This is a genomic window from Bdellovibrionales bacterium, from assembly GCA_019750295.1.
Classification (GTDB): Bacteria; Bdellovibrionota; Bdellovibrionia; order Bdellovibrionales; family JAGQZY01; genus JAIEOS01.
Genome location: JAIEOS010000022.1, coordinates 1 through 19,265 on the forward strand (window position 1 = coordinate 1; position 19,265 = coordinate 19,265).

18 protein-coding genes are annotated in these 19,265 nt (G+C 45.1%); 8 read left to right on the plus strand and 10 right to left on the minus strand.

The genetic code is table 11. The features are described 5' to 3' along the window. The 4 genes from K2Q26_06205 to K2Q26_06220 form a co-directional block, all read right to left on the minus strand. The coding region (locus tag K2Q26_06205; protein MBY0315091.1) for a hypothetical protein at window positions 1-3,500 on the minus strand (3,500 nt) is incomplete at its 3' end. A 322-nt stretch (window positions 3,501-3,822) separates the two neighbouring features. Further along, window positions 3,823-4,071, minus strand: a complete 249-nt coding sequence (locus K2Q26_06210; protein ID MBY0315092.1) for a helix-turn-helix domain-containing protein — start codon at window positions 4,069-4,071, stop codon at window positions 3,823-3,825. Window positions 4,072-4,307: 236 nt separating this feature from the next. Continuing rightward, on the minus strand, window positions 4,308-4,487 hold the full coding sequence (locus K2Q26_06215) for a hypothetical protein (GenBank protein MBY0315093.1): 180 nt from the start codon (window positions 4,485-4,487) through the stop codon (window positions 4,308-4,310). Then, entirely contained in the window at window positions 4,488-5,024 is a 537-nt protein-coding gene (locus K2Q26_06220; protein ID MBY0315094.1) for a recombinase family protein, read from the minus strand. It abuts the gene before it with no gap. A gap of 143 nt (window positions 5,025-5,167) precedes the next feature. Between K2Q26_06220 and K2Q26_06225 the strand changes: the two genes are divergently transcribed. Beyond that, window positions 5,168-5,536, plus strand: a complete 369-nt coding sequence (locus K2Q26_06225) for a DUF2237 domain-containing protein (GenBank protein ID MBY0315095.1) — start codon at window positions 5,168-5,170, stop codon at window positions 5,534-5,536. Window positions 5,537-5,576: 40 nt separating this feature from the next. Here the strand turns inward: K2Q26_06225 and K2Q26_06230 are convergent, their stop codons facing one another. Next, window positions 5,577-6,581, minus strand: a complete 1,005-nt coding sequence (locus K2Q26_06230; protein ID MBY0315096.1) for an FAD-dependent oxidoreductase — start codon at window positions 6,579-6,581, stop codon at window positions 5,577-5,579. A 200-nt stretch (window positions 6,582-6,781) separates the two neighbouring features. Here K2Q26_06230 and K2Q26_06235 point away from each other — a divergent pair, with 200 nt between their 5' ends. The 6 genes from K2Q26_06235 (at window position 6,782) to K2Q26_06260 (ending at window position 12,210) form a co-directional block, all read left to right on the plus strand. Continuing rightward, on the plus strand, window positions 6,782-7,447 hold the full coding sequence (locus tag K2Q26_06235; GenBank protein ID MBY0315097.1) for a BON domain-containing protein: 666 nt from the start codon (window positions 6,782-6,784) through the stop codon (window positions 7,445-7,447). Window positions 7,448-7,544: 97 nt separating this feature from the next. Continuing rightward, window positions 7,545-8,438, plus strand: a complete 894-nt coding sequence (locus K2Q26_06240; GenBank protein ID MBY0315098.1) for a DUF4010 domain-containing protein — start codon at window positions 7,545-7,547, stop codon at window positions 8,436-8,438. An 88-nt stretch (window positions 8,439-8,526) separates the two neighbouring features. Next, window positions 8,527-9,015 (plus strand): hypothetical protein, encoded by a 489-nt coding sequence (locus tag K2Q26_06245; GenBank protein MBY0315099.1) that lies wholly within the window; start codon window positions 8,527-8,529, stop codon window positions 9,013-9,015. Continuing rightward, window positions 9,012-9,560 (plus strand): hypothetical protein, encoded by a 549-nt coding sequence (locus tag K2Q26_06250; protein ID MBY0315100.1) that lies wholly within the window; start codon window positions 9,012-9,014, stop codon window positions 9,558-9,560. The genes K2Q26_06245 and K2Q26_06250 overlap by 4 nt, the downstream gene beginning before the upstream one ends. 32 nt (window positions 9,561-9,592) lie before the next feature. Beyond that, window positions 9,593-10,636: a hypothetical protein gene (locus K2Q26_06255; GenBank protein ID MBY0315101.1), complete on the plus strand. Its 1,044-nt coding sequence runs from the start codon at window positions 9,593-9,595 to the stop codon at window positions 10,634-10,636. 296 nt (window positions 10,637-10,932) lie between these two features. Further along, on the plus strand, window positions 10,933-12,210 hold the full coding sequence (locus K2Q26_06260; protein MBY0315102.1) for a hypothetical protein: 1,278 nt from the start codon (window positions 10,933-10,935) through the stop codon (window positions 12,208-12,210). 35 nt (window positions 12,211-12,245) lie between these two features. On the opposite strand, the gene K2Q26_06265 is transcribed toward K2Q26_06260, so the two are convergent. The 5 genes from K2Q26_06265 to lexA all read right to left on the minus strand — a co-directional run bounded on the left by K2Q26_06265 (window position 12,246) and on the right by lexA (window position 18,166). After that, window positions 12,246-12,542, minus strand: coding sequence for a hypothetical protein (locus K2Q26_06265; protein MBY0315103.1), 297 nt, complete (start codon window positions 12,540-12,542; stop codon window positions 12,246-12,248). A 205-nt stretch (window positions 12,543-12,747) separates the two neighbouring features. Further along, complete coding sequence (locus tag K2Q26_06270; GenBank protein ID MBY0315104.1) at window positions 12,748-15,768, minus strand: error-prone DNA polymerase; 3,021 nt, start codon at window positions 15,766-15,768, stop codon at window positions 12,748-12,750. After that, window positions 15,769-17,037, minus strand: a complete 1,269-nt coding sequence (locus K2Q26_06275; protein ID MBY0315105.1) for a hypothetical protein — start codon at window positions 17,035-17,037, stop codon at window positions 15,769-15,771. Next, window positions 17,037-17,549 carry a hypothetical protein gene (locus K2Q26_06280; protein MBY0315106.1) on the minus strand — a complete coding sequence of 171 codons (513 nt, stop codon included), beginning with the start codon at window positions 17,547-17,549 and terminating at the stop codon, window positions 17,037-17,039. The genes K2Q26_06275 and K2Q26_06280 overlap by 1 nt, the downstream gene beginning before the upstream one ends. A 5-nt stretch (window positions 17,550-17,554) precedes the next feature. Further along, complete coding sequence (gene lexA, locus K2Q26_06285; GenBank protein MBY0315107.1) at window positions 17,555-18,166, minus strand: transcriptional repressor LexA; 612 nt, start codon at window positions 18,164-18,166, stop codon at window positions 17,555-17,557. Window positions 18,167-18,506: 340 nt separating this feature from the next. Here lexA and K2Q26_06290 point away from each other — a divergent pair, with 340 nt between their 5' ends. Continuing rightward, the gene (locus K2Q26_06290; GenBank protein ID MBY0315108.1) at window positions 18,507-19,193 is read left to right on the plus strand and encodes a hypothetical protein; all 687 of its coding nucleotides are present in this window, start codon (window positions 18,507-18,509) and stop codon (window positions 19,191-19,193) included. The last annotated feature ends 72 nt before the right edge of the window (window positions 19,194-19,265 follow it).

Here is a 19,265-nt window from a genome sequence, read left to right on the forward strand (position 1 = left end):
ATCCCGACGTTGCCTGAAGCATCAATTCGTACACGCTCAGAACCATTCGTAGATGCAGCTAAAACGTCGGCGGACGGTGAATACCAGCCGGTATCTGGATCGCCAGCAAAACTATAGGTGGGATTTGTCGCAGAACCCGCAGCTGTGGTGATCAGAGCTCCTCGAGTTGTCGGGGACTGAAGTCCTACGGTATTAAAATCAAAGGTTTGAAAGCCACCATTAGCTACGCCGATGGAATTGGAATTGGAGTTGTAAAAGCCAGTATCCGCTTCTGTAGTAAAACTAATGCTCGGAGCGGCGGCGGTCCCGGTATTGGCATTGACACTTGTCGCGGCACTTGCGGCGGTCCAACTTAAAACTCCAGATCCATTGGTGGTGAGTACAGTTCCACTTAATCCATCAGCATTGGGTAAAGTCCAAGTGATGTTCGCGGCCACTGTCGCTGGAGAACGAAGTGCGACGTAATTTGAGGAATCACTATCTGCAAAGCGCACTTCGTTTTGCGCATTTAAAGTTAAATTTCCGGTCATTGTATCACCGGATTTAGCGAGCTTTTCGCTATCAAGTTCATTAAGGGCGGCTTGCGCTGTCACGGCTGAAATGTTTCCTGAAGCCGAATTTGTGATCTGAGTTGCGGTGTAATCTCCAGCTGCCGCAACGACGGCGCCGGTTCGGGTAAATACACTCACAACTGCGTTGTTGTCTGATCCGCACTCCCATTGTTCCGCAGTATTATTCCATTTCAAAGTATCGAGGTTTGTACAGTTTGTATTATTGGGCTTGTATTTAAAATATTTGGAGCCGCCGTTTATAATCTTATCCACACTGACCGTATCAATCTTAACATCGGTCACCGCGCCATCATTGATCTTGGCGGTAGTGACGTTGGCATCTAAAATTTTTAAAGTCGTGATTGCATTATCTGCAATGTCTACTGTCGCTATTGTACCGTCATTAATGTGAGTTGAGGTGATTCCGCCAGTTGCAACTCCGAGAGTGGCAGGCCCCGACGCTGCTCCACCCGTGAGGCCACTTCCTGCAATAACATCGGTAATATCTCCATTATTTCCTGCCACCCAATTGAGCACCCCAGAGCCATTCGTGGAAAGAAAGGCTCCGCTTGCTCCATCGGCGCTGGGTAGAGTCCAAGTGATGTTTGAGGCGACTGTCGCCGGAGAGCGAAGGGCTAGATAATTTGATGAATCGCTGTCTGCAAAGCGCACTTCATTTTGCGCGTTGAGAGTAATAGCCGCGGTGGAAGTGACCGCAGCGTTTGTGGTCAAAGTACTATTTAAAATGAGCGCACCACTCATGGTGTCTCCGGCTTTTGAGACTTTTTCGGAATCTAGCTCATTGATCGCAGCCTGAGCCGTGACGGAAGATATATTTCCTGAAGCAGAGTTCGTGATCTGAGTTGCGGTGTAGTCGCCAGCCGTTGCAACGACGGCGCCAGTGCGGGTAAACACACTCGAAACGGCATCCGTATTTGTGTCGATGTCATTGGCACAGTCCCAGCGTAAATCAACTGTCGACCACTTAAGAACTTGGTTGTTTGTACACACAATTCCGTTAGGAGCGTAGGTGAGATAATTTCCTGTGCTACTGATGAGTTTTTCAACACCTATGGAGGTGATTTTTGCATTTGTCACTGCACCATTTAAAATTTTACCTGTGGTTACAGCGTCATCTGCTATATCGGAAGTGGCTATGGTTCCATCCAGAATTTTGCTAGTTGTCACCGCATCACCAGCGAGTTGAGTTGCGGTGATGCCACTTGTTTTAACAAAAATTTGGTTTGATCCGTTCATGCCAATGGTTGAATCATCATATAAAAGAGAAAGGGAGATAGCACCACTTGTAGCCCCTCCAGAGAGCGGAAAAGTAGTATTCACCGCCGTCACATCGCCACCGGCGTTATCATCACTACCGCACTCCCAACCGGTGAGAGAGTTCCATTTTAAAGTCTGTCCATTTATACAGGCCGAAGCTGCAGGGGCGTAGGTAAGGTATTCCGCCGGAGCGGAAACAATTTTTGTGGGGCTTAGGGTATTAATTTTTTGATTTGTCACACTAGTGTCTGCGAGATCGGCTGTCGCTATTGTACCGTCTAAAATCTTTCCCGTGGTCACCGCATTTGCATTGATCTTTGCGGTAGTTACTCCTAGATCCTTAAGCTGTAGCTGGTTAGAACCGTTGATTTCAATTCCTGTATTATCAGTCAAAATGCTGAGGGTCGCTGCACCTGTGGCGACTCCGCCACTTAAACCACTTCCCGCATTGGTATTTACTGCTGTGATGTCGCCAATCGTTCCCGCCGTCACCGCGTCTAAAACTTCAAGAGCCGAGCTTCCGTTCCACCACATGAGCTTTCCGGTGTCAGAATTATACCAAGAAGCCCCAGCATTTGCCACTGTCAGTGGACTTGCGATAAGAGTCGCCTGTTGGGCATTCGTAAATTTACCAATAGTGATTGTTTTTTGGGAAGACATTGTGATGTGGCCGCTTCCTAAGAAATCAAAACCGCCCATCGTAAGGCTTCCGCCCATAGTACCGCCGGCCAGTGGAAGTTTTGTAGTGTCTGTCCCTGTGGGAATAACTCCTGCTGGAAGTGTACCTGTTGTGATTTTTGAAGCATCAATGCCGCTTGCGAGCATGGAGTTTGTCACTCCCCCTGCGCTAATAGCGATAGTGCCACTCGTAGTGATTGTTCCACCACTTAAGCCACTTCCGGCAGTGATACTGGTGACGGTCCCTGTGCCTGCACCACCTCCGCCGATCACTTGTACGCTCGTACCATCATAAAACTTTATTTGATTTGTGGTGGAGTCAAACCATGTTGCCCCCGCCACTGGGGCCACAGGGTCTGAGGCAAAGCTAGGAAGATTTGCACCGTTTGATCCTACGGGCATATAGTTAGGACTTGTTCCTGCGATCAGAGCCAAAAGACTGGTGTAGTTTGTTCCGCCCAATAAACTTTCTAGATTACTTTGGGTGAGATTTTGTAAAGCATTAACCTGCACAAAATTACTCGGAGTTAAACCTTGAAGACTATTGGCGTACCAAGAAAAGGGGGTCGATTGCATATGAAAATCTTGCGCTAACGTTACCAGTCCACCGCCGTCGTTATAACTAATGCGCATCTTCCGGGTATGTCCAGAGAGCGCATTGTAGCTTGTGCCCGAAGCGCAGGTGGTGATGCCGGTAAAATTTTGACCATTTTTAAAAACATCTAATAAAACCGAAGTGTCCTCAAAGTCGGACCCAGATCTGATCCCCGCGCCGATATTTAAACTAAAAACTCCGGTCGATCCCAACATGTTGATCGAGTGTTGTTCCTCAAACATGACGCAATCGTTAACCGGTGACAAAATTTGAATTCGAAACATCACCGGATCTGCTTCTAAAGGGATGCCTCCGGCTTTTGTGATCTGCCCCTGATAAACAAAACTTGAGGGAACTTGGGCTAAAGATTTGGCACTAAAAATAAACCATGACAGCACAAAAAGAAGGGAACATATCAATATGTGGGTGTGGTGCCTAATCATGATATATAGGTATCGGCAAAAGCCTTAATATATTGAATATTCTTTACATATTTGGATAGGATCGCGTCTCGATATAAGACGAAAGTGGTGTGTGTTTACGACAATAGGCTGGATTTTGTTGGGAACCGTAAGCCTAGTCTAAAAAAGATTACTGATAGTACTTCAACAAAATATATTTTAGTGGATCGCGCTGGGATCGGATCTCAAAGTGAGACCCGTCTGTTCGATCATTGGTTTATTCAGCAAAAATGGAGAATATATTAAATAAAAAAAATATTTAGCCAATAGTGATTTTAATCTCTAAAAAACGACAGATGTAAAAGAGCATGGGTAGGCTAGGGTAACGTCGCGATTGTTCGATTGTTTTTAAGGTGCTTAGGCCAATATTAAGCTGCTCGGCGAGTTCTTCTTGAGAAAGTTGCAAACGCTCTCGCTTTTTTTGAATCTTGCGAGCAATACTTCGCAGCTGCTTTTCCGCATCAATTTGAAATCTTCGGGGAAATCCCTCAAGTCTTTTGCTAACCATCACTCATAATGGCAACACGAGGTTACTAATAGTAACAGCGACTATTAGTAACCTTTTTTAAAGGGCTAATAAATCCTTAAAAGGAAGTGGATAAATAAAAAATGTTTTCGATTGAATTTATTTTGAATGAGTAAAAGGCGGTGGAATATGTCATTAGAGTTAGCGCCGACAGAGTAACCGTCACGTCATGAAATAAGAGTCATTGGTGACAAAAACTAATTTCTAAAAAAGTATTTTTAGTGTTTTCTTTTTTGTTCTGGCGGAAGCCAAACTTTTCCCCACTTAGTTGATTGTGAGTCTTGCAGGACTTTCAGAGTTTGGATGCGCGAAAATTGAATTAAGCGCGAAAGCTGACCTGTTGCTGCAAAGAGCAAGACGATAAAAACAGCTGTTTGAATAAGTTTATTAGGAATCATTTAAATACCTCCAACACTCTTCTTCAGATGTGCTTTGTTAAAGTTAAGAATTTGACTGATCGTTTTACGAAACCACCGTCCACCATTTTTTGTATGGACATTTTTTTGATCTAATATATCCACGATCTGCTGAAGAGTTTTCCCCTCAGCTCTGAGTTGGTGGATTTTTAGAACCCATTTCCACTCCTTTTTATTAGGTCGTAATTGTCCGTTGACCACGTCCCACCCAAATGGTGCTTGAGACGATTTACTGACAATGGCACCCTGTGCCTTAGTGACATAATTCCCAATTTTGAGGGTTCGACATACCCGGCGGACGGTTGTTTCGGAAATTCCCAATCTCTGAGAAGCGGTGGTAAAATCACATTTATCCCACTCTATGAGCTGTTTGATTCCTGCCACAATTTCGGCTTTTGGTTTTGTTAGAAAAGCCTGTGCATTTGAGCCTTTAGGTGTCTTAAAAAGCTTGATTTTAGAGGGAATTATATCTATTTTGAAATGAATGGCGAGGGGTTCGATGACTGACCATACGCTCACCCCATTTTTCCAAAGCAAAAATGTTTCTGTCGCTCTCCTGAGAGCCTTTTTGATTTACACACATCGGAACCTTCAATAGCATAAAGCGAATGATGCACATCATTTATCTATTTGTTCTGATGAGCTTCGCGAAGGAGTCAGCTGTGACAACGAAACATCTCAATGTTTTAGGTCAACCTCTCGAACTCTGTTGCGATAAACCCAAAACGGGTTTTTATCGGGATGGGTATTGCACTTCGGGGGAAGAGGATCGGGGACGCCATGTGGTTTGTGCTCAGGTCACCCAAGAATTTTTAGATTTTACTTTGAGCAAAGGTAATGACTTGATTACACCGAGCCCAGCGAACCTGTTTCCCGGCCTTAAGCCAGGAGATAAGTGGTGTCTTTGCGCGCTTCGCTGGAGAGAAGCACTCCTTGCTGGGAAAGCTCCTCCGGTAGTTTTAGAAAGCACAGACAAAAAAGCTCTCGATTTTGTCAATCTGGATAATCTTAAGGCTCACAAGCTGAAGTAAGATTATTTTTTTAAAGATTGCTCGTTCGCTTGGATTTCATTTATATGATTTTTGCAGCAGCTCGTTGGCCAGAGAGGAATGCAGCTTCGACGGTGCCGTAGACATCGCTTTGGCAGGCTTCGCCGGCGAAGTGCAAGCGGTCTATGGATTTTCCGATTTCATCAAAGTCGGACTCGCGGCTTCCCACTTTGGGATAGGAGTAGGACCCGTGAGCCCATTTGTTTTTACCCCATTGGGTGTTTTCAATCGAGATAATATCTTTCTTTTCGAGAAACGGGGCGCGGGACAAAACGTATGACGAGAGTTTTTCAGCCGACATGTTTTCGACAAGGGTCGCTTCATCAGACACGGCGATACCCACGAGAACATCGGACTCAGAATAGTGGGGTAAATTGAAAAATTGAAACCCCCGCTGCGAGTCGCTGCCAAGAACTTTGATCCACGTGGGATGATTTTTAAGCTGTTTGACCTTCGTCGGAGTGAGGCGCACAAAGATTTTTGTAAACTGCCCGAAACCGACATTCTGAATGGATTTTGTTTTGCGAGACGGGAGCGGAGGAATAAAAGTGATGGTTTGTCGTTGAAGAAGACTTAAGGGGACAGTGACAATCACATGCTGACAGACCATTGGAGGTGCACTTTCAAAGCTCACTTGAAAGTCTCCATTTGTCAGTTTTTCGATCCGATTCGCAGGCTGTTTAAGCTTGACGTTAATTCCTTGAGAAAGCGCCAGGGGAACTTTATCGTATCCCCGCGGAAGGATGTAATCTCCTCCGGAAAACCAAGAGGACGATCCAAATTGCTCCGCCGAGAGCTCTTGAAGAGCGGCCCCGTAGTTCTCCTCCACATAAATCTTAAACAAAAAATCGAGCCATTTTTGATCGATGGCTTCTATTTTATTCTTTATGATGGCGTTTGACAGGGCTACCGCAAGAGATTGATTTTTAATCTTCGATCTACCAATCATTTCGCCTTCGATTTTTTTAAAAAGTCGAAACTTTTCTTGATAATTCTTCGCCATCACCTGGCTCTTATCGATCTGCAATTCGTGGATTCTATACTCTCGTTGGTTTAAAGAGTCTCAGAATGGGACAGGCTCAAAATAACGAGGCGATAATCTCGCCTTTAGGCGGTTATTAAGGCTTATTGTCCCTTCTTTAATCACAGAAGATGCTCCGAGGACTTAGTCATGGGCCTTATATTGCAAACTTGACGTTGAGTGCTTTTAAAACAAAAGGAGAAAAAATGTTCAATTTTTTTGAAAAGACCGATTCATCCATTAAAACGGATGTGATGAACGAATTAAGTTGGGATCCCAGTATAGAGGCTTCGCAAATTAAAGTGACGGCTGATGACGGTATCGTTACTCTGCGAGGGACCGTGCCCCATTATTTTGACAAGTCCCAAGCCGAAAATGCTGCCCAAAGAGTGGGTGGAGTTCGTGCTGTTGCGGACGAATTGGAGGTGAATTTGACGGGCCCCTTTGAAAAAAGCGACGAGGATATCGCCGGTGCGGCAGTCTCTGCTCTTCAATGGAGCTATTCTGCGCCCCAGGACACAAAAGTGTCGGTGACAAGAGGCTGGATCACTTTACGAGGAGAGACGGAGTGGGATTACCAGAGAACCGCGGCAAAAGATGCGGTCAGGAATCTCCTAGGAGTTCGCGGAGTCACCAATAGTATAACGATGAAATCTAGGGCCCAACCCTCCGACATTAAGAATCGTATCGAAGACGCTCTCAAGCGGTCCGCCGAGGCTGAAGGTCGCAAGATCCAGGTTTCCGTTAAAGGTAACGTCGTTACTCTCAGTGGAAACGTGCACTCCATGTCTGAAAAAGACGATATACGAATGGCAGCTTGGATGGCTCCAGGGGTGGTCACTGTCGAGAATAATCTTAGAATTTCTCAGTAAATGATTTGATAACCTGTGTGAGACTGATCGAACAATGCGTTGGAACCGTTGAATTTTTTGACGTAATAAAAGTCTCCATAGGTTATAGTTCCCACTTATGAAAAATAGAGTCGGGATCTGGATGCCCCGTAAAAAATCGATCGTTCCCCTGTTAACTTTGGCTTTCCTTTCGGTTCTTATTTATATAGTTCCCAATGCACCTCTGGATCCTTGGAAGTTATTTAATCCACGAAAAGTAGCTACGATGATATTCGCATTGTCATTAGTTCAGATCGTAGGCACTTATCTGGCTCATTTTATAGGTGTAAAGTTGGGTGCGGTCATCACAGGATTTCTGGGTGGGCTTATCTCTAGCACCGCGACGATAGCTTCGGTCGCACGAAAGAGTCGAAAAAACACGATCAGCGACGTTACTGTTGAAGTGATTACTATTCTTTCGGCGATTGTCGCTATGCTATTGGAATGTATTTTATTTCTTTTTGTCGGAGCGAATAAAATTAACTTTTTACTTTTGCTCCTCTTTTCCGTTCCCCTAGGCGCCACACTAGTTCTCATCTTTTTTAAATCTAGAAATTTGGGAAATCAAAAGATAAATCATTTACAAGTGGGTTTTAGGGTAGTGCCCATTCTTAAGTTAACTCTTTTTATTTTGATGGTACTTTCCTTGTCTAAGGTTTTGCAGGAGTGGTTGGGAAACAATAGCCTTTATGTACTTACTTTTATTGTCTCACTTTTTGAAATTCATGGATCTGTCATCGCCAATGTTCAGTTGAATGCCGCTGGACATATTCACGCAGTTGCGCTTGGCCATCTCATTGCAATCTCCATCTTTGCGTCGATGATTTCTAAGATTCTAATTGTATTTTTCTTGGGAAGTACTGTCTTAAAAATTCAGACATTGAAGTTTTCGGGAGTTCTTCTGTTATCTTTAGCTTGCGGTTGGTTTTTGTTTGTAATGATGCAGGATTATTTTAGAATCTTATCTTTATAAGACACCATTTTGATAAATGACAATTTGGTAAAATTTTTTCTCAAAGCGAAGCGAGTTCCAAGTTCTGGATTAATTGTGGATTTAGAAGTTGAATTATAAATCCGATAACTTAGGTATGGAACGTTGGTTTTCTAAATTCGGATATACCAGTTTTATGGTAGCCAGCATCGGGTTACTTTCTTGCACCAAAAACTTAGAGTATCAAGATTTACGTGTCGGTGACGTTGAATTCTCTTCGCTTCAGGCGAGTAAAAATATCAGTCAAAATCAAGTGCCTATTGAAACTAAATTGAATGTGCGGAGTTACTTTTCAAATTCCGAAATTTCTTTGGCCCTTTACGATTCGGAGGATTGCTCGGGAGAATTTGAAGAGCAGTCGCAAGCCTCGTTCGATCAGCAGCATCCCAATCCGGTCACTCCGGTGGTTCCGCCGTCGCATGGCTATACCGCGCAGACTTCAATTCAGGCGCGTTGGAATCCTTCTGTTGATAAACTAATTTCGGGCTTGGCGGAGCTGCCTTACAAAATTAAACTTTACGATCAAACGATGCAACAGCTCCCGCAATATTTAGTGTGAGTGGTTTAACATATAGGAACGTTTGGTGTCAGCGCTCCGATGGTGCGGCAGTAAGCGATGGATTCTGCGGCGGGGGCAAACCGGGCAATTCGCAAGGTTGTACTCGCGGTGGTGGAGCGTCTTGCTTTACCGACGAGACCTTTATTGAGCTTGCTGACGGTCGTCGCCTGACTATCGATAAAATCCGCGTCGGCGATAAAGTGCGCTCCGCTTTTGGCGCAATTAATACCGTGGTCTCCGTCGAGAGAGAGGGTCGAAAACTTTTCGCATTCAACGGAGAGAAGCCTTTCTTTACAGCAGAGCATCCATTCCTCACGTTGGATGGATGTAAGTCTTTGAATCCGACGGCCACTCGCGAAGAGCATGGGTTTGTCGTAGATGGTCGATTAACAAAAGACGATCTCGTACTTCTTCATGGGCGGTGGATTCAGATTGATAGCTTTAATACGCAGCAAGAGTACACTGCGAAAGAAGTTTACAATCTGATCTTAGATGGGGATCATAGTTATATTGCGAATGGCTACGGAGTGCATAACAAACACTAATACGGCAGTCGTTCGGAGAGGGATCCACTTTGATGACGACCGCCCAAGCCCATAGAGCACCTCTGCTTGTCGATAAGATCATTTATGTGCTGTTGTCGTTAGCATTAGTGAGTCACGCCTTAGATATCTACCGTCACTTTCCGATTTATTATGGGTTAAGCCTTCAGAGCGGAGGCATTGCGGCTTTAAGTTTTTTCTTACCGCTGAAGCCCGAGCACCAGAGAGGTCTTCTCCTGGGGCAGATGGTCTTTCACTCTTTTATCATTTTGACCTCGCTCCCAGATCTCACCAATCACGAAGTCATGCTGCTTGTGATTTATGTTTCGTTTTTCTTTCAGATCGTAAGGAGATCTGCGGCGCCCTTATCGGCCGTGCCCTTAGTTGTTATCTTATTTTGGATGTACTTCTGGTCGACCTTTCATAAATTCAACTCGGACTTCTTTTTTGCGCCATTTAGTTGCAGTCAAGCCATGTTTTATAAGCTGGGGGGCTGGAAATTATCTCCCTGGGAAATAACGGTCTTTTCCCTGGGGGTGATCGCCATCGAAGGTGTGCTTGCCGCGACATTGTTGTTTCGTCGCCTTCGGGGATTTTTTCTCGTCTTGGCCTTTTTGTTTCATAGTTTATTGCTTTTCTTAGATGTCGCTCCGTTCACCGCCAATTTGTACGCACTTCTGATTTTGCTTTTGCCTCCGGCGGTGCAGGGACGGTGGTTAGAGACAACGGCTTTAAGAGATATTAAAATTTATGTGCTCTGCGTGATCATCGGTCTCTGCGGCTTTGAATGGGGTCTTGATTCATTACCTTTATGGCAGGCGATTCTTTTACGAGAATTTCCGTTCTTATTGGGGGCTTTACCGGCAGTTTTCTCCATTCGAAAAATTTACCGTGATTCAACTTCGATCGAACTTCCTCCGCTTCGTTTCGGTCGCCCCTTCGCTCTCCACCTGTTTCTTTTTTTATGGGGATTTCAAACTTATATGGGTTTAAGGACCAACGGCACCTTTAATATGTACAGTAATTTGATGACAGAAACGAAGGGGAATCATTTTTTAGTCCCGCAATCGTTATCGTAACTGTTTCCCTATCAGCACGATCTGGTATTGATGGAGTTCTCGATTTATCCTAAACACTGGAAGCTCCAAAGGCTTCATCGCGTTTGGGTGCCGAGAGTGACCCTCGACAATTTGTCTCAGAGTCTTCGACGGGTTGACGGTCCCATCGCCGGTCGCGTGACGACCAGTGAAGGCTCTTTTACCACTTTAGATTTAGCTTTCGAAACTCACCCCCTGTGGCTTCCTAAAAATTATAATTTTACACCTATAACGAGATACTATTTTGATATGCGTCCCACGCAGACATCGAGGTGTGAGTGGTAGTGGGATTTCAAAAGCTAAAAACGACCCAGGAAAAAGCGGCGGGAGTCTTACTGGTCTTGGCTCATGTGTTTAGCGTTTTCGAAGGGCCCAATGTACAGGCGTGGAACGTGGTGCATCTTTTGATTTTGGGACTGGTGTTTCTTTTGGGTTTTTCGCGATGGACTTTGCACATCTTGGCCCTCTTTACTCTCATTTACGCTTTTTTCTACTTTTCTTGGCTTCCCGGAACGTTCTTTTTACTTCTGGTCGCGACTGTTGTCTTGGCCACGGATCTTCGCGAACGATTTATTTTACGCTGGGGCCTTTTCCTCGCTTATTTTTTGCCATTCTTTCACAAACTCAATTGGGACTTTTTAAATCCAGAAGTGTCCTGCGCTCAAGAGATTTTGACCCTGGCTCCCGGGTTGCTTTCACTCAAAGAGCAGATGCAGGGTGTTTTACCTTACTTCGCTCTCATGACGGAAGGAATGATGTCTCTCGGTCTACTGGTCTCGAGCACCGTGCCGTTAGCGCTAGCCGTGGCGTTGACTCTTCATTTGGTCATGGTGCTCGCTCAGATCTATACGTTACCACAGATCATGCTTGTGATGGTGACGGGATTTTTCGATTTCGATAGGGTGGATGCGAAAACGATGGATCGTTTTTTGTGGCGACATGTAGCTTTATGTTCCCCTTTTATACTACGTAAGCTGGATACGTCGATGGGATTAGGAATTATATCTTTAATCTCCGCTTGGATTTCGATCTATTCTTTACTGGATTTATTTTTCTGTGCCATTCTCATTCATTTTGCTTTTTTTATTTTTCGACACAGGCTTTATCGATCTCCCGCTCTATCGATTCAGGGATGGACTCAAAAAATATTACGCCCGTGGGTGCTGGCGGTCCTCATCATATGGGGCTTGAGCGCTTATTTGGGTTTAAGCACGTCTTTAAGTATGAGCATGCACAGTAATCTTCGAACAGAGAAAGATCCCAATCACATTCTTCTTGGACGCCTTCCGCAGCTCTTTTCGTATCAAAAGGATGTGGTGAGCTGGGAGGAGTACTTAGAGATGACAAAAGTGTGTCCGCCTCATCTGGTGCATGGTCGAAAAGATTTGACGCCCCTCGCGCAATGGGGACGAGTCCCTTTTGGAGAATTTGATTGGATTCCTCGTCATGAGGTTGAAAAATCAATAGCGATTTGTCGGGGGGATTCCATTTTAACAAAGGGGCTTTTAGTGTTTCGACCCTTTGATGCGCCAAGGGCCAATCGTTGTCGCAAATAATCGAATGAGCGGCACTCCGTGCGAGGGCGGTTGATTTAAAACGTCAGAGGTTTTGGTTTTCTTAGAGCGTACTCTTGGCGAGTGATTAAAATAAGGTTCGATTTTCTGTAATCGCGGCGTTGGCCTTCATCTTTAAAGTAAACACACTTTTTATCAGACCCAGGATTCAGGATAAATCGACCCAAGCTCATTCGAGCGAGCTTACCGATTTTGGGATCGAAGTAAGTGACGTCAATGAGCGGAGATTGCTTGTAGTAGCGCACTTTAAAATTCACATGAGCGAGGCGAGGAAGATCCTCGGGATCGATCGTGATGGTAATCTGGTGGTTCACCCGAAACTCCACACCAGGGGATGGAGAATTTGGACTGTTTTGCGATGTAACTTCAAAATCGAGTTTTTTTGTTCCCATAGAGGTATGGTTTCATGAGTTGATTTTTTTAAATAGAGAAAACTTTTGATTTCTGCACCAAAGATTTGCTCCAAGAGAAGGAACGTCTCTCGAAAGTGCTCCAAGACTTGGAATTGTCTCTTAAGCTTTAATAAAAGTACTGATCCGGCTCGATGTTAAAGGTCGCGGCGTCTTTAAAGATCGGAGCCATATCGGTCACTTTGAGAGTCACCGTGTGGCCGTCGCGTTCGATAAATCCTTTGACGATCAAGAAGCAGTTGTTGAGGTAGATTTCTTTGCATTTTTCATAGACGTTTTTAAAGATCACCATATCTAAAAAGCCGTGTTCGTCTTCGATGGCCGAAAAGCTCGTACCGTTGGCTGTGGGAGGTCTTTGGCGAACCAAGATCAGGCCTGAGCAATTGACAAAGGTGCCGGGCTTGACGCGTTTCGCGGCGTAGGTGGTGAGTGGAGGAAGCTTTAGCATTTTTCTGAGAGGAACCATAGGGTGGTTTTTGGTGGAGAGCCCATAGGTTTTGTAATCATGGCGAACCGCTTCGAAGTCACTTAAGCCTTCAAAGAGATGAGTTTGTTCACCTTGATGAACTCCCGCAAACAGATCCATTTGCTCTTGGGTTTTAATTTTTTCGTCGAGAATTCGCCACAAAGAATGCCGTTGGTCTTCGCCAAAACATTTAAAGCCATCACCCATCGCTAATCTCATTAACACATCGGCGCGGATATGGTTTTTGGCGAGGAACTGGCTCATTTGCGTGTAGGGCCGATGTGAAATGATCTCTTCGGCCTCTTCTTGACTCAGTCCGTGGACCCTATTGTAACCTAAGCGAATCGTGTTCTTGGCCTCCATGGTGGAGAGCCACTGCGAATGATTGGGATCCACCGGTAGAACTTTAACCCCATGATTTTTAGCATCATCCACTAAAGAATGAGGAGCGTAAAAACCCATGGGCTGAGAGTTGAGTAAACCGCAGGCGAACTCTGCGGGATAATGTTTTTTTAAATAGCAGGACGCATAGCTAATCAAGGCAAAAGAGGCGGAGTGACTCTCGGGGAACCCGTAATGGCCAAAGCCCTTCATGTGTTCGATAAAATTCACGGCGTAGCTTTCGGGAATGCCTTCCTTAAGCATTCCTTCGAGGAGCTTTTCGGCAATCTTTACGATATTGCCGTTAGATCTCCAGGCACTGATGGCTCGCCGAAAATAATCCGCTTCGCCCGGAGTGAATTTTCCAAACTCAATTGCGACCTTCATCAGCTGCTCTTGAAACAAAGGCACGCCTAAAGTTTTTCCTAAAATCTCGCGAAGTTTGGGGTGCGGATACTCCGCCACTTCGAGTCCGCGTCGACGCTTTAGATAGGGGTGAACCATATTCCCCACGATAGGCCCGGGGCGAACGATGGCGATTTGCACCACGAGATCATAAAAGTTTTTCGGGAGAAGGCGACCCGACATATTCATCTGCGCTCGGGATTCCACTTGGAAAGTCCCTACGGTGTCGGCTCTTTGAATCATCTTGTACGTGGCCGCATCGTCGTGAGGGATTTCGTGCAGTTTCAGTTGGACGAGATCTAAAGTTTTTTTAATGGCCGAAAGCATTCCTAGAGCCAGCACATCAATTTTTAAAAGCCCCAGATAGTCCAAATCATATTTGTCCCATTGGATAATGGTGCGTCCATCCCTACGCGCCGGTTCCACAGGGACAATATCGATGATGGGATCGGCGGAAAGGGTAAAGCCCCCGCTATGAATGGAAATGTGCCGAGGGAAATTGTTCATCTCGTCGGCCAGCTGATCGATCTTGTCACGGCAGTTGGGGTCGAAGCTCGTTTTGACGAGTTCATCAAACTGGCGTTCGATTTTTTTGGCAGACAGTGTGCCCACATCAATGCCAAACGCTTTGGAGAGTTCGCGCAGGGCCGAGCGCTTTTGATAGGTCACCACCGCGCTGACCATGCCGGCTCGATCGCGCCCATATTTTTTATAAATGTATTGAATCACTTCTTCGCGACGTTCGTGCTCAAAGTCCACGTCGATATCGGGAGGCTCATTGCGCTCGAGAGAAATGAATCTCTCAAACAGCAGATTCATTTGAATGGGATCGATCGCCGTAATGCCTAAACAGTAGCACACTACGGAGTTCGCCGCCGATCCTCGCCCTTGGCAAAGGATATCTTGGCTTCTCGCAAAAGCCACGATGTCGTAAATCGTTAAAAAATAATCGGCAAAGTTCAGCGTGCGAATCAAATCGAGTTCATGAAACAACTGCTTGTGTACGGCACTGGGCATGGTGGCGCCGTACTTTTCTCGCGCGCCTTTAAGACAAAGCTCTTGAAGATAGGACTGTGCTGTGTGGCTTTGAGGAATCCATTCCGAAGGATAGCGGTATTTGAGCTCCGACATCGAGAACGTGCATTGATCGGCGATCTTAAGAGTGTTTTTCGTCGCTTCGGGAAAGTCCTTAAAGAGAAGACGCATTTCAAAAGGGGATTTTAAATACCTTTCGGCATTGCACTTAAGTTCAAAGCCCGCTTTATTTAAAGGCTTTCCCAATCGAATCGAAGTGAAGCAGTCCTGCAGCGGGCGACGGCCTTTGTCGTGATACAAAACATCGTTGGTGGCCACATAGGGAAGATCGTATTTGTAATGCGTCTCCAAAAGGTGCTCAGTGCGTGCGGAGTCTAAGCCATCGTTAAAGCGAGAAAATTCTAAATAGATATTTTTCTGAAAAAGATCTTTGAGAGCTTCTAGCTTTCCTTGAGGTGGAGACAGACACACTAAGTTTTTAAAACCATCGTGAGTATAAAAATTTTGGAGTTCGTCAAAGGTTAAAAAAGCCTGGCCTTTGTCTTTCCCGGCATGGGCCGCTGTTAAAATTCGGCAAAGTGTGGCGTAGGAGCGTCTTTCGGTGGCCAAAAAAGTAAGGGGAGGAAGATTGTCGTTAAAAACAACTTCCGCACCACAGATCAATTTGAGTTGAGGAATATCCTTTGCAGCCCAGTACGCCTTGGGTAAGGCGTACACACCGTTTAGATCATTAATGCCGAGAGCAACAAGGCCCACTTGATGAGCTCGATGCACAAGCTCCTCAGGGGCCGAGGCTCCGGTAAGAAAGGTGTAGTTACTTTTAGATTTAAGTTCAGCATACATTTAATCATAGATTCCATGGAGGTAAAGGTGGTCGTTTTGGTCCTGAGTAAAAATCCAAAGCTCTTCGCCGGAGGCGGTTTTAATCCGCATGTAATCACGACTGGACTCATTCATCCACCACTCGCCGGCGAGGCGTTCGAGCATCCCGATGCTCTCAATCTTCCAGCGATGATCTTTACAGATCAGGTAATCATCCACTCTTCCGAGGGGAAGGGGCTTTTTTAAAACACGTAAGGGACGGGCGGCAATATTTTTAGGTTGAAGCGATGAGGGCTCATTTAAAGTTTTGCGCCAGCTTTTCTCCGGCGTGTAGCTTTCGACCGCTTCGGCGTAGAAGACGCGTTGATCGGTGAGTTTGTCTTTAAGCACGGAGATCAAGCTATGCATGGCTTCGCGGTCTTCTTCTTTTTTAGAGAAAAAGTCCTTTTGTGAATATCCGCCAGGAACTTTTTCAAGAACTTTAAAGAGCACGCGGTTGACGTTGGACTCTAAAGGCTTTGTGGTGAGCTCTTTTTCCAATCTCTCCGAAATGATTTTTAAAAGATTCACGCTCGAGTTATTAGGAAAAGCCAATTCTATCGTTTGCGAGCGCAAGACATCTTTAACCGTGGAGTACTTTTCCTGCTCTAAAAAAATTTCGAACTTGGCGAGTAAAAAACCTTGGCCGCGCAGACGCATCAGAACGCGATCCACCAGTCCCTTGGAGACAAACATCAAGGGCTCGAGGTTAGAGATGGTTTGTGTTTCTGTAAATTCAAAAAACTCTTCGATCTGCTCTTCGGGAATGTAGCGGGGCCAGTAGAGATTTTTAGCCTCGTTCATTTGGCGCAGAGCTAAGCTTAAGTCTTTATTAAACTTCGAAGTCAAAAGACCGGGAGGAATATCCATCAATTTTTTAAGATCGGTCACGCCCAGCTGCTTTAAAATATCCACGGTTCTTGCAAAAATAGGATTTTGCTTCAACGGATCAAAATAAAAGGGGAGGGCATCGATGGGAAGATGCTCCTTCTTTTTAATTCCGTACATCGCCATGGAGAGAGCTGTGGGCATATCGTTTCCGATCTCGATTTTCCCGTCGACATTCATACGTTTTAAAACGGCATGGAGGCGAAACAGCAGGCTCTCTTCGGTATAGAGGCGTTTGCACGCGCCCACTTCGATAAAGAGCCAGCGATGACCTAAAGCAATTTGCGGGGAGAAATGCAAACAGATGTCCGCAACCAGTTTTAAGTCCTTTGCATCTTTTAATAAAATACAGACAACTCTCATTAGATCCTCTGTTTTAGAACGTCGGCTTTAATTTCCTGATCCTGTCTCGATACATTTAAACGCAGGCTGACCGGCCAAGCGTCTTTAGGTTTATTGGTCAGCCAAAAAGTAATGGCCTGGGCTTTTTCCGATTGCAGTTGAATCCGTCGTAAAGTGCGCAAGGGAATATCTTCGGCATAAATCACCACCACGTCTAGGGATTGGGTGCGTAGAGTTTGATAAATGCTCCATTCTAAATCCTCGTTGGCTTCGATAAAGACAATACGATTCAATTCCACTTGGTTCTGTAAGAAGCCAAAGGGATTCACCGAAAAGTTTTTTTCGATCCATGCGACCTTAAGGTCTTTATGTTCTGTGAGAAAACGAAGTACAAATTGGGTTTTGCCGTGCCCAGAAATCTCCGTGATCGCCCCCTTGGGGATCCCGCAGTCCAGAAGACGAAAAGGCAAAACTTCCCGGTCGGTCTTCTTGGAGATAAGACTTTTCAACTGATCCAGAACTGTACTTTTCATATTTTTTATTTATACGATCGAATAACACCAGCTAAAACTCCGAGAATTTCAAAATTAGAATCTTCTTTCACACGAATAGGTTTGTAGTTTGCATTGGCCGGGTGAAGCTCAATCACGCCTTTCGTTTTTTTGTATCTTTTAAGAGTGGCATTGTTATCAATCACCGCCACCACGATTTGATTTTCGTTGGCGGTCTTTTGTTTTTTGATCACCACAAAATCTCCATCCATAATATGATCATCAATCATTGAATCCCCTTTAACGATCAGAGAAAAATAATTTTGCCCTGGCTTGATCATCGTCTGTGGAACTTCGATGTATTCGGTGTTTTCGATGGCTTCGATGGGAGCTCCCGCAGCCACGTAGCCGGAGAGGGGAACAAGAGAAGCCCTTGGCCCTTCCTGCTCCACCGGAACGATGCCGCGAATCTTCCCTGTATTATAAAGGTAAGATTTTTTGATCAGCTGTTGAACCGCCGCTTGCACGGTGCCGATGTTGTTATATCCCAGATTGTCCTGAATCTCCCGATAGGTCGGAGAGTAGTCATTCTTTTTGATATAAGCCGTAATAAAATCGTAAACTTCAGTTTCTTTGTTTGTCAGTGGTAAAGTGCCCATACAGTCACTATACAAACTCCTATACGATCTGTATAGAGTTTTGTATAGGAACTGGATCTATTTTTAAATTTCAGGAGATTTCAATAATTTAGGGAATGATGCGAACTATCACGTTATTGAAACAGCTTCTTTCGCAGGGCCCGGCGCTGTTCAAAATTTCTATGTCACACTGAAAGCAAAGGTGCACGAGCCATGTCCACCGTGTGAGGCAAAAGCTAAGGGCTCGATTATTGGACTATCTAAGCAATCCCTTTCTGAGCAAGTTCCAATAATTGGAACTCCGTTCTTTCTTAACTATTCTAGCGACTATACAAATAATTACACAACAGCTCACTCAGCGATGAGTATTGTTCCTGAGTTTAATCGTCATCTATGGACTATATCTGTTCAGCACTACTTCCAAATGGCGAACAGTAAATTGTTTATGGGAGATGGAACGAGTCAAGTGGTCAATTATACTGTCGATAGTGGTGCGAGCGAGATTCTAGTAGTAAGTCCTAACGGGGAGGAGATATTTGCTTTTAATTCTTCCAATGGAGTTCATAAAGAAACCCGATCGGCACTCACCGGTGCCGTAATATATTCTTTCATTTACAGTGGAAATCGGCTGATTTACATCGATGATGCCTTTGGGAACAGGACAACTTTAAATTACAACGGCTCGGGAGGCAGAATAAATATCGTTGCGCCCTACGGTCAAACAACGGCATTTACACGCAGCGGATCGGGTCAGCTACTGACCGTTACCAACCCTAATAGTGAAACCCATACATTCACTTATAAAAGCGGCACAAACCTATTGGAAACTTTCACTAAACCCGGCGGTCAGACCTCAACCTACAGTTATGATGCTAACGGACGTCTAACTCAAGATTTGGGTCACGGTGGAAACAAGTGGGTCCTCACAAAAACGGGCTCGGATATATCTGGAGCCTTATCTCAAGTTTCTGATCTAGGTCGAACGACATCTTTTTCCATCAGTAACTCCAATGGAGTTAATTCTCGTTCGCAGACCGATCCTTCGTAACCCCTGCGTAATCCGCGTCTAGAATATCTTTCTCAAATACCCGAGAATAGATCCATGAATACTTCAGCGAGC